Origin of the sequence: Collinsella sp. (assembly GCF_052346665.1) — a bacterium.
Lineage (GTDB): Bacteria > Actinomycetota > Coriobacteriia > Coriobacteriales > Coriobacteriaceae > Collinsella.
Genome location: NZ_DAWDUX010000054.1, coordinates 1 through 10,099, shown reverse-complemented (window position 1 = coordinate 10,099; position 10,099 = coordinate 1). Strand labels below are relative to the sequence as shown.

Genomic DNA, 10,099 nt, shown 5'->3' with positions numbered 1-10,099 from the left:
CTCGTCGGGAGCGCTTACCCATTCGGCGCCCATTCTGGATCTCTCGCTCAAGCACCTGCGCCTGCTCTAGCTCATCTTGATGTGGGATGTGGTTCGTTCGGAGGGTGCGAGACGGGAGGTGCGGCGATGCCGCTAATGGGTCATGAGCGCAGGGATGCCATCTTGCAGTCCTTGCGTGGCGCAAAACGCCCGGTGAGCGGGACGGCGCTCGCAAGCGTCGCCGGTGTGAGCCGACAGGTGATCGTGCAGGACATCGCCCTGCTGCGTGCCGATGGGCACGACATCGTTGCGACCAATCGCGGGTACGTGCTGCGCGAGGGCGCCTCGGAGCTCTCGGTTCCCACGCGTCTTATCAAGGTTCACCACACTATCGATCAACTTGAGGACGAGCTCCAGACCGTCGTCGACCTGGGCGGAACCGTTCAAACCGTCATGGTAAATCATCGCGCATACGGCAAAATCACCGCCAATCTGGACATACGCAGCCGTAGCGGCATAGCCCGCTACCTCGAAGACATCCGCACGGGTAAGAGCACACCGCTGATGACGGTGACGAGTGGCTATCACTTTCATCGTATTTCTGCCGATACGGAGGAGGCCCTGGACGCCATTGAGGCCGCCCTTGCGGCCAAGGGCTATCTTGCCGAGGTTCTGCCCTATGAGCGCGAGGGTCTTGACGGGTAACGCTCGGGCGGCGTTTCGCGACTGCCTGTGCCGGTCGCGGCGGCTCGCGGTGCCCGAGGCGGTCGCGGCATGTCCCATCTCATGGCGGCTCCGCGCGAAAGTGCCGCGAGAGTTGACTTTCGCGGCACGTTTTTGTTGCAGGTCCGAAAAAGCTTCCGCGAAAGTTAACTCTCGCGGGCACGTTCGACGCCCGACCCCTTGGGCGCGGCTTGGCATACGGCCCCTTTGGCTGGCTACCCGATAGGCTCGACGTATTTTGCGCGGTCTGTACGCTGGACGCGCTTTGAGACGTGGAGCGGGGCGGACGTTTGATGCCGGAGCGGTGGTCCGCTTGGGGCTCTTTGCTTGCTGGAGGTGTCAGCTGCCGTCTCGTGCGACATGCCAAAATATGTTGTCGATCCGATGCTTTGGTTGTTATGGTGCCATGCCTTCTGTAGTTGCTTTTGCTGCCATAACCGTTATCTTCACAAGGCTGTCGGAAGGGTTTTTGTTCGGGCGCAGTGGCGAGGGACAGTTTGAGGATGTTGATAGATGAAGACCGTTCACATGGAAATAGCTACCGTCTACCCAAGACTGATGTAACTAAATCGTATACAACGTATAAGACGTATATGATGACTTCTGTCATATGTTGCCGCGGGATCCGGACTCGCGCGCTTCGATGAGGGCGCTTCGAAGCGCCATAAAGAATTGATGGAAAGGAGACGGTAATGAATCAGCTTTATGCAGCAATAGCCGTTGGCCTCGTGGGTGTCATTTGCATCATGGACTCCCGTATGCTGGGGCGCCTGAGTCTTGAGCGCCCGCTTATTGGCGCCACGATGGTCGGCATCGTGCTTGGTGACATCCCCACGGCTTTGGCCGCTGGCGCGACGCTCGAACTTATGAGCATCGGCTTGATTAATGTGGGCGCCGCGATGATCCCCGACATGAATATGGGATCTATCGTTGCTACGGCGTTTTGCATCTTGACCGGAGCGGGTCCGGAGGCGGCGTTGACCATCGCAGTTCCTGTTGCCGCATTTGGCCAAGCGATTGGTCTTGCGGTGCGCATGGTCCTCGCGGCATTTTCTCATAAGGCCGACACCCTTATCGATCAGGGCAAATTTAAGCAGGCGCTTCACCTTCATATTATTTGGGGTAATGTCCTGTATGCTCTGATGTATTTCGTGCCCATCTTCCTTGCGATCTATGTCGGCACCGATCTTGTCCAGTCTATTGTGGATATGATTCCCGCATGGGTCACAAGTGGACTTAACCTTGCCGGCAATGTCCTTACCGCTCTCGGCATGGCCCTGCTGCTTAATATCATGCTTACCAAGAAGATGGCCCTCTTTTTCTTCGTTGGCTTCTTTGCTGCGGCCTTCCTTAACATTAACGTTACCGCCGTTGCAATCTTTGCTGTGTTGCTCGCCCTGCTGCTCGTGGATCTCAAATTCCGTGATGGTGGCGGCCAGTTCGCAACCCAGGCCGCAGACGACTATGATCCGCTCGAGGACGACGACTAAGAAAGAAGGAGGTCATTTCAATGGCAGAGCAGATTACTGTTGAGCAGGCATCCAGCACGACCGAGCTGAAAAGCTTGGAGCCGCAACCTGTTTCCGAGAAGAAGCGCCTTTGGCAGTTCTTCTGGCGCACCTGGGCGATCCAATCTTCGTGGAACTATGAGGGCCAGATGAACCTGGGCTTCCTCTATTCCATTGCGCCGACGCTCGACCGCATTTACACAGATGAGTCCGACCCGGAGATTCTCGAGCGAAAGAAGGAGGCCTATCACCGTCATACCGCTTTGTATAACATCACGCAACAGCTGAACAGCTTTGTGCTTGGTCTCGTTGCCTCGATGGAGGAAGAGTACGCTCGCGACCCCAAACACTTCAACCCTGAGGTGATGAACAGCCTAAAGGTTTCGCTTATGGGTCCGCTTTCGGGCATTGGCGATTCATTGCTTGAGGGAACGCTTCGCATTATCTCTTTCGGATTGGGCGCGTCCCTGGCAGCGCAGGGCTCCATTCTTGGACCTATTTTGGCGATCCTCATCTCCGGCATCCCTAAAGCCCTTATTACTTGGTTTGGCGGCAAGCTCGGTTATACACTTGGTGCCGACTACGTAAAGCAGCTGCAGAGCGGCGGCATGATGGAGCGCGTGATGTACGTTGCGAGCATTGTTGGCCTCATGACTGTGGGCGCGATGATTGCCACGATGGTTGGTATTACGACCCCGCTGCAGTTCCAGGATGGAGCTTTGGTAATTCAGGACGTGCTGAACGGCATCTTCCCGGCAATGATTCCCTTGGCTATTACTATGACTTTCTACTGGCTGCTCAAGAAGAAGGTTAGCCTCACGGTGTTGCTGCTGGGCGGCATTGCTGCTAGCTTGGCTGCAAGCTTCTTCGGAATTCTTGCATAGCAATTGCGTATATAGCCCCCTTATTAGGCGCAGATCGTTGACGGGTCTGCGCCTTTTCGTATGTTGACGAAATGTGTCGAGCGGGGTCTGGTGCTTCGAGTGAGACATCTTTGAAGTATGTCGGTCTTGGGCAGGACCTGGTCCCCGACTGTTGCCAGTGGTTGCGGGCAAGTAGTGGCTCGCCGATTCGTTCGCAGCCATGGTTCATCGAAATGTGGACGGGTGTGGCGAAAGCTGTGATGGCGTAGGTGTCGAATGTGCGTGTGCCGCATGGTCATCCTGTCGATGTCAATGTGCGGATGGGTTATGAGAGTCTGGATCTTTACCGCTACGGGCGGCCTTTTCCCTTTCGAGGTTGCTGAGGACAATATGGGTGGGTGCTTTGCGTGGGGTCTTTTGGTTCAGTTGCATGACCGGTGGCTGGCATTGTCAGAGACAAGAAGCCCCCGTTTCTGCTGTATGAGAAACGGGGGATGGAAGGTTTCTGTCTTTTGGTGGGGGTGCGCGTTATGCGCGTGCAGCTTCGATCTTCTCGTAGGCGCTAAGATAGGTTGCCATTGATCGCGCATCGGCTGCCATGGGATCGGTGAGCGTTGCGGAATCGGTACACTCGACGCTTAACACCCCTTGGTAGCCGTTCTGCTCAAAGGTGAGGATGTCAGTCGCAATATCACGTTCTCCGTCGCCAAGGGCAAGGTGGAGTGAACGCTCGCCGGTATCGACATAGTGGGCATGAATCATCTTGGGGCCAAAGGCATCGAAATACTCCTGAATAGTGTTGCCAGCGCTCACCATGGCGCCGATATCGAGGCAGACTTTCAATGCGGGTTCATCGACCATGGATAGTAGAAGTTTGAGGTCGGCAACGGTGTTGGCGATGCGCGACTCGGGCGCGCGCAAGGCTTCGATGGCGAGGTTGATGCCCTGCTCGCCTGCATAGCGCGCGACCTGTTTGAGCATGGTTGCACTACGCTCGCGTGCGGTTTCAACTGGCTCGTTGTAATACGCCCAGCCACTCGTTACGAGCACCTGAGTTGCGCCAACGCTTTTTGCAACATCGACGGCACGGGTAAAATATGCAAGTGTGCGTTCTTGGATGCTCGCGTCTTTTGCCGCCATATTGTGTGGTTTGGGGTTGCATTGCTCCGGGCATATGCCGTGGATGCGAATGCCGTATTCATCGATGAGATGGCTTAGACGCTCAATGGGATCGTTCTGCCGATAATCCATAAAGAAGTGCTGGGGAGATGTCCATAGCTCGACGCAGGGATAGCCGAGCTTTTGTGCATTGGCAAAAAAGTCATCAAGGTCATAGAACATGTAGTGGTGGTTCATGGTGGCAAGTTCAATGCGAGGCTGTGCCATCCCGACTCCTTTCCAAGGATTTATCAACAAACACGTCTCAGACGTCATATACGATTATAAATTAAAGAGATGTATGATGTGCAGACCTGGGGTTCTTGCCGTGAACGGTAGATATTCGGCGATAAACGGACATTTCAACTTGAATCTAGACCAATCGGTATATAACGTCTATGATGTCAGTAACGAATAGGAGGTACGTATGAATCAACTCATACTTGCGTCGCATGGTGGCCTTGCGGCTGGTGCCCGCGATACGCTCGAAATGATTATTGGCGATGTGTCGCGTGTTCACGTGGTTTCGCTGGAGAGGGATGACAAGGATCGGATCGACGAGCGCACGATTGCGCTTATCGACTCGTTCGAGCCGTCTGATGCAGTTTATATTTTGACCGATATGATGGGTAGCAGCGTGAATAACTCGATGGTTTCCGTGCTTGCCCAGCGTCCCTCTGTCACGGTGATCTCTGGGATGAATTTTCCTCTAGTGCTTGAGATGTCGTTGGCAACCGAGCCTCTTTCTCGAGAGCGCATTGACGAAATCATCTCGCAAAGCAAGGGCGGCATCCAAGACGTCGCGGCCCTTTTGGCTCAGAAGGCACAGGAAGAAGAGGAGGACGACCTATGATCAAGCTCGTGCGTTTGGACTATCGTTTGGTACACGGCCAGATTTTGGCAGCCTGGGTGAACCACCTGAGCGCTCAGCGTATCATTTTGGTTGACGATGCGGCGGCGAATGACGAAATGAGGTCTGCCGCCCTGAAGCTCGCAAAGCCCGCGGGGATTCGCCTGAATATCTTTACCGTTGAGAAAGCTATCACGAAGATGCCAAAGATTCTCGAGCTCAACGAGAATATCATGATGGTCTTTGGTACCACTAAGGCGCTTGTCGATGTGTGTAAGGCTACTGGTGCGATTAACGAGATCCAATATGGAGCCACCTTTAATAAGGACGGTTCGAAGCAGATTGATCAAAGCGTCTTTTTGGATGAGTCTGAACAAAGTGATACCCGAGAGTTGCTCGCAATGGGCGTGAAGCTCTATAGCCAGCAGACCCCTTCGTTCCCGAAAGAACCTATTACGTCTGTTTAGCGTACGGCGTTAAATCCACTGCATAAAACCATTTGTTTATAGGTGCCACGACGGCGCGTAGGAGAGTCTTGTCGCGGCAGCATAGAAAGGAAGCATGTTATGTACGAGATCGACCTTAACCTCCCTAAGCAGATCGTCGCTGACGTCCTGTCCAACCACGAGATCCACAGCGTCGCCTTCGTCGGCTGCGGTGCCTCCATGTCCGACCTGTACCCCGCCAAGTACTTCCTGGCCAACAACACGGACAAGCTGAACGTTCAGATCTTCACCGCTAACGAGTTCAACTACGACACGCCTTCCTGGGTCAACGAGCACACCTTCGTGATCACCTGCTCCCTCGGTGGTTCCACGCCCGAGACCGTCGAGGCCAACAAGACCGCCAAGAAGCACAACTGCCCGGTCGTCTCCCTCACCAACAAGGCTGGCTCCGCTCTGACCGTCGACGCCGACCACGTCATCGTCCACGGCTTCCACGCCAACTATGCCGCCAAGGCCGAGAAGCCTGGCTATGCCATCGCTCTTGCTCTCGAGATCCTTCAGCAGACCGAGGGCTATGATCACTACGAGGATATGATCACCGGCCTCACCAACATCTTCGACCTGTGCGAGAACGCCGCTCAGCACTGCAAGAAGCTCGCCAAGAAGTTCGCCGAGGACTTCAAGGACGACAAGATGATCTACTTCATGGCTTCCGGTGCCTCCGAGAAGATGGCTTATTCTCACGCCGCCTTCCTGTTCACCGAGATGCAGTGGATCGACGCCGCCGCCTACAACACCGGCGAGTACTTCCACGGCCCGTTCGAGGTTTCCACCGAGGGTAAGCCCTACGTCTTCTTCATGTCCGATGGTGCCACCCGTCCGATGGACGCCCGCGCCCTCACCTTCCTTGAGCGCATGGGCGCCAAGGTCGCTCTGATCGACTCCAAGGACTACGGTCTGGCCGACGCTGTGCCGGCAAGCGTCATCACCTACTTCAACCCGCTGCTGCACCTCGCCGTTATGCGCGAGTACGGCAACCAGATCGCCGAGGCCCGTCAGCACCCGCTGACCATGCGTCGCTACATGTGGAAGCTCACTTACTAGGTGAAGGCTGCAGGTTCTGTCTGCGATTTGTATTTTGACTCGGCGGGGCGGCTCCTTATGGGGCCGCCCTTTATTACAGGGAGGTTCCTATGATTAGGGCAGTGCTGTTTGACATGGACGGTGTGCTGGTAGATACAGAGTGGTATTACAGCAGGCGTCGTGAGGCATATTTAGCTGAGTGCGGGATAACATATGATGTTTTTCCCGATTTGACTGGTATTAGCACTGCCGAAACTTGGGAGGTGCTCATCCCTAACGATTTAGGGCTACGTGAACGTCTATGTGAGGCATATGGCCCCTATTGCGATGCTCACCCCATTCCGTATTCCGAGCTTCTCAATGATGGGGTGAGGGACACGTTTCGAAAGTTGCACGAACGCGGAATAAAGACTGCTATTGCGAGTTCATCATATCGAGACATGATTGAGGAGGTCATTAGCGTTGCGGGAATCAGGGGTATTGTAGACTATGTGATAAGTGGGTTTGAGTGCAATGCTTTTAAGCCTGATCCTGAAATCTACGCGAGAGCGATGAACTATTTGAGGGTTGAGCCTTCCGAATGCTTGGTCGTCGAAGATTCTCCTACTGGTATTGAGTCGGGCGTGCGTTCTGGCGCACGCGTCTTGGCATTGAGGCCCCGCGACGGGGTTATGCTCGATCAATCTCGGGCAGATAAAGTGATTGACACTTTGGGCGCAATCATGGACGAGCTGTAGTCAAGGTCTGGACGGCGATTGGCTTTTTACCGTTTACCGAGGTGTATGCCATTGCCGGTTGAGGCGGGTTCAACTGATGCGCAAGCGATTATACTTAAGACGTTATATACATCACATAATTGGATGGAATCATGGCAAATAGCAAGTCGTCACCTCTGTACCAGCAGATTTTCGAAGAGATTAAAGGGGCGATCGAGGCGGGGGATTACGTTCCGAAGGAGCGGATTCCCTCCGAGCCGGAGCTTTCCGAGCGTTATGGAGTGAGCCGCATCACCATTCGCCGTGCTGTTGAGGAGTTGTGTGCCGAGGGATATTTGGTCAAGCAGCAGGGTCGCGGCACCTTCGTGAGCACGCCTCACATTAATCGCCGTCTTCTGCAATATACGGCGGCGCGGAGTTTTACAGATGTGTGTCGCGACAGCAACATGAAGCCTGGTGCCCATGTTCTCAATCGTCTCATCGTCCCCGTGCGCTCGGAGGAAGCGAAGTTCTTTGGCCTCGACGAGTCGGCGCTACTCCTGTATGTCCAGCGAATTCGTACTGCCGACGAGCAGCCGATTTTCGAAGAAAATGTTTTCGTGCCGTACGAAGGTTGTCAAGAGCTTCTCAACGTCGATTTGGAGGACGTATCCCTGTTCGACATAATTGCGGAAGTTACCGGACACCGGCCGACTAAAACACCAAGACGCACGGTCGAGGCGGTTCGCGCCACGCAGGAGCAGGCGTCGAGGCTGGCGATCTCGGTGGGCTACCCGCTGCTCTTCCTGAATGTCTGCTTCGCCGACGACGAGGACAACCCCGTGTGCATCGGCCGCCAGTACTACGTGGGCAGCAGGTACCGCTTCGTGTTGTAGGCAAAAGCGCTCGATATAACGGAGCTTCGGCATGGCGGTGGGTCGATATGACGGCGCGCCGCCATATGGGATGTGCGGGGATTACCTGCCGTCGTCCTGCTGCAGGCCGGCGGGTTCGTGCCTGCGGGCCTGCTTGGAGAGCAGGCGGGCGGGTTTGTCGGGGTCGGGCACCGCGGTGGGCAACGGCTCATCCACATGGCCACCCCACCATCCGCCCACGAAGTCGAGCGTATGGAACACGTTGATCACGGCGCCGGGGTCGATGTCGCACACGAGCTTGATGATGTCCTGGCTCTCGTATGTGGACACAACGGTGTGCAGCAGGTACATCTTCTCGCGGCTGTAGCCGCCGATGACCTCGGCGCAGCTGATGCCGTGCTGGAAGTGGTTGACGTAGGCGGTCATGACCTCGTCGGCCAGGCGGGTGGTGATCTGCAGGGTCACGCGGTCGTAACGGTGGTAGAAGCTGTCGATCGTCTTGGTGGATATGAACTGGAACACGATTGAGTACGCGGCGTTGTCCCATCCGAACATCCAACCGAAGATCACGAGGATGAGGCAGTTGAAGGCGAAGATCACTCCCCAGATGGTCTTGCCCGTGTGGTTCGAGACCCACAGCGCGATGAAGTCGGTTCCTCCGGTGGAGGCGCCCGCCTTGAGGGCGATGGCGATGGAGAGCCCCGAGACCACGCCGCCGAAGATGATGAGCATGATCTTGTCGCCCAGGAAAGGCGCGAAGTCGAAGATGTTGAGGAACAGCGAGGAGAGGGCGACTTGGGCCATCGAGAAGATGACGAAGCGCCTGCTGATGCCGCTCCAGCACATGAGTGCCACGGGGATGTTCAACGCGAGCATACCGAGCGAGGTGTCGATATGGACGCCGCCGAGCGAGGTGATGCGGTCGAGGAGGACCGCGACGCCGGTGAAGCCGCTGGGCAGGAGGTCGGCGGGCTGAACGAAGGCCTGGATGAGGAAGGTTTGGATCAGGGCGGACACCGTGACGGCCGCCGCGGTGATGATGCGGCGGACGATGGTGAGGCGCGCGAGCTCGAGCGCGCGGTCGGTGAGCTGGTCGACGGCGTTCGCCACGGGCGCTCCTTTTGCAGGTAGGTGTTGGTACAGGGTGTGTCGAGCGATTGTATCACGGGCGGGCCGCGTCTATCGCCAGCGGCCTTGCAGCACGCGACGCGCCGGTTGCTATAATGGAGATCGAGTACGCGAGGTGTGCCCATCGCCCTCATCCAATGGGAAGGGGGTGGTCGTCGTGTCCGAGGTTATTTTGCTTCTGGCCCTCGTCACCGTCCTGGTGATCGTGGCCAAGTCTTAATTTCTGCTCTCGCACAAAAGACGACTCCGGGCCGCCCTGCAAGCGACCCGGAGTCTAGGTGCGAGACATATGTTCCGTTCCACCCGATTCACTTGCTTAAAAGAGGGTGAGCCTCGCGTGCTTGAGTAAAGCATAGCACAATTGAATCGCCTCAAGACAGACCTCCTCCGCTCATGCAATAACGGGCCCAGGGAGCGAATGGGGCGTGTCCTTGAACTTGCTAGACCTATACAGCCTGAACGCGAGTGCAAGCGCTGGCGTGAATTCTTCGTGTTGAAAGAGGGGTGTTCGCGGGTGTTGGACATGATGTAATGCGCTTGTGAGCTCGCCTATCGGTTGAGGTGTCAGAGAAGAGCCGACCGCTTGTCCAAAGGCGCCGGATAAGCGTCGGATGTCTGCCAGACCCATGCGATACGCTCGTGCATAAGATCAGCCAACACTCTACCCGAGATGCCCACACTCACGAGCGTAAATCTCTGGTTGTAAAAACTATATAAATCACCTATAGTTATTAACAGGAGAAACATATGCCGCTTTCGTATCAGGAGCTTATTAACGAGATTTTTGCCCA

10 protein-coding genes are annotated in these 10,099 nt (G+C 55.8%); 8 read left to right on the top strand and 2 right to left on the bottom strand.

From position 1 onward, the window contains the following. Nucleotides 1-126: 126 nt before the first annotated feature. The 3 genes from ACT8II_RS08780 to ACT8II_RS08770 all read left to right on the top strand — a co-directional run bounded on the left by ACT8II_RS08780 (nt 127) and on the right by ACT8II_RS08770 (nt 3,094). Entirely contained in the window at nt 127-684 is a 558-nt protein-coding gene (locus ACT8II_RS08780; RefSeq protein WP_443813840.1) for a transcription repressor NadR, read from the top strand. A gap of 710 nt (nt 685-1,394) precedes the next feature. Beyond that, on the top strand, nt 1,395-2,192 hold the full coding sequence (locus tag ACT8II_RS08775) for a PTS mannose/fructose/sorbose/N-acetylgalactosamine transporter subunit IIC (protein ID WP_118652898.1): 798 nt from the start codon (nt 1,395-1,397) through the stop codon (nt 2,190-2,192). A 20-nt stretch (nt 2,193-2,212) separates the two neighbouring features. Next, the gene (locus ACT8II_RS08770) at nt 2,213-3,094 is read left to right on the top strand and encodes a PTS system mannose/fructose/sorbose family transporter subunit IID (RefSeq protein WP_118652900.1); all 882 of its coding nucleotides are present in this window, start codon (nt 2,213-2,215) and stop codon (nt 3,092-3,094) included. Nucleotides 3,095-3,601: 507 nt separating this feature from the next. Here the strand turns inward: ACT8II_RS08770 and ACT8II_RS08765 are convergent. Beyond that, nucleotides 3,602-4,459: a sugar phosphate isomerase/epimerase family protein gene (locus ACT8II_RS08765; protein ID WP_294122695.1), complete on the bottom strand. Its 858-nt coding sequence runs from the start codon at nt 4,457-4,459 to the stop codon at nt 3,602-3,604. Nucleotides 4,460-4,658: 199 nt separating this feature from the next. Here ACT8II_RS08765 and ACT8II_RS08760 point away from each other — a divergent pair, with 199 nt between their 5' ends. The 5 genes from ACT8II_RS08760 to ACT8II_RS08740 all read left to right on the top strand — a co-directional run bounded on the left by ACT8II_RS08760 (nt 4,659) and on the right by ACT8II_RS08740 (nt 8,201). Further along, entirely contained in the window at nt 4,659-5,084 is a 426-nt protein-coding gene (locus tag ACT8II_RS08760; RefSeq protein WP_294122693.1) for a PTS sugar transporter subunit IIA, read from the top strand. After that, on the top strand, nt 5,081-5,548 hold the full coding sequence (locus ACT8II_RS08755; protein WP_304291837.1) for a PTS sugar transporter subunit IIB: 468 nt from the start codon (nt 5,081-5,083) through the stop codon (nt 5,546-5,548). Before ACT8II_RS08760 ends, ACT8II_RS08755 begins: the two co-directional genes overlap by 4 nt. Before the next feature lie 99 nt (nt 5,549-5,647). Beyond that, nucleotides 5,648-6,631, top strand: coding sequence for an SIS domain-containing protein (locus tag ACT8II_RS08750; RefSeq protein ID WP_407496086.1), 984 nt, complete (start codon nt 5,648-5,650; stop codon nt 6,629-6,631). Nucleotides 6,632-6,720: 89 nt separating this feature from the next. Continuing rightward, the gene (locus ACT8II_RS08745; RefSeq protein WP_407496088.1) at nt 6,721-7,347 is read left to right on the top strand and encodes an HAD family hydrolase; all 627 of its coding nucleotides are present in this window, start codon (nt 6,721-6,723) and stop codon (nt 7,345-7,347) included. A gap of 131 nt (nt 7,348-7,478) precedes the next feature. Then, entirely contained in the window at nt 7,479-8,201 is a 723-nt protein-coding gene (locus ACT8II_RS08740; RefSeq protein WP_443813836.1) for a GntR family transcriptional regulator, read from the top strand. An 81-nt stretch (nt 8,202-8,282) separates the two neighbouring features. Here ACT8II_RS08740 and ACT8II_RS08735 read toward each other — a convergent pair whose 3' ends face one another. Continuing rightward, nucleotides 8,283-9,290, bottom strand: a complete 1,008-nt coding sequence (locus ACT8II_RS08735) for a YitT family protein (protein ID WP_443813834.1) — start codon at nt 9,288-9,290, stop codon at nt 8,283-8,285. Nucleotides 9,291-10,099: the final 809 nt, after the last annotated feature.

Coding starts and splice junctions, on each gene's coding strand:
- ACT8II_RS08780 (WP_443813840.1), top strand. CDS start 127: ATGCCGCTAATGGGTCATGAGCGCAGGGATGCCATCTTGCAGTCCTTG.
- ACT8II_RS08775 (WP_118652898.1), top strand. CDS start 1,395: ATGAATCAGCTTTATGCAGCAATAGCCGTTGGCCTCGTGGGTGTCATT.
- ACT8II_RS08770 (WP_118652900.1), top strand. CDS start 2,213: ATGGCAGAGCAGATTACTGTTGAGCAGGCATCCAGCACGACCGAGCTG.
- ACT8II_RS08765 (WP_294122695.1), bottom strand. CDS start 4,459: ATGGCACAGCCTCGCATTGAACTTGCCACCATGAACCACCACTACATG.
- ACT8II_RS08760 (WP_294122693.1), top strand. CDS start 4,659: ATGAATCAACTCATACTTGCGTCGCATGGTGGCCTTGCGGCTGGTGCC.
- ACT8II_RS08755 (WP_304291837.1), top strand. CDS start 5,081: ATGATCAAGCTCGTGCGTTTGGACTATCGTTTGGTACACGGCCAGATT.
- ACT8II_RS08750 (WP_407496086.1), top strand. CDS start 5,648: ATGTACGAGATCGACCTTAACCTCCCTAAGCAGATCGTCGCTGACGTC.
- ACT8II_RS08745 (WP_407496088.1), top strand. CDS start 6,721: ATGATTAGGGCAGTGCTGTTTGACATGGACGGTGTGCTGGTAGATACA.
- ACT8II_RS08740 (WP_443813836.1), top strand. CDS start 7,479: ATGGCAAATAGCAAGTCGTCACCTCTGTACCAGCAGATTTTCGAAGAG.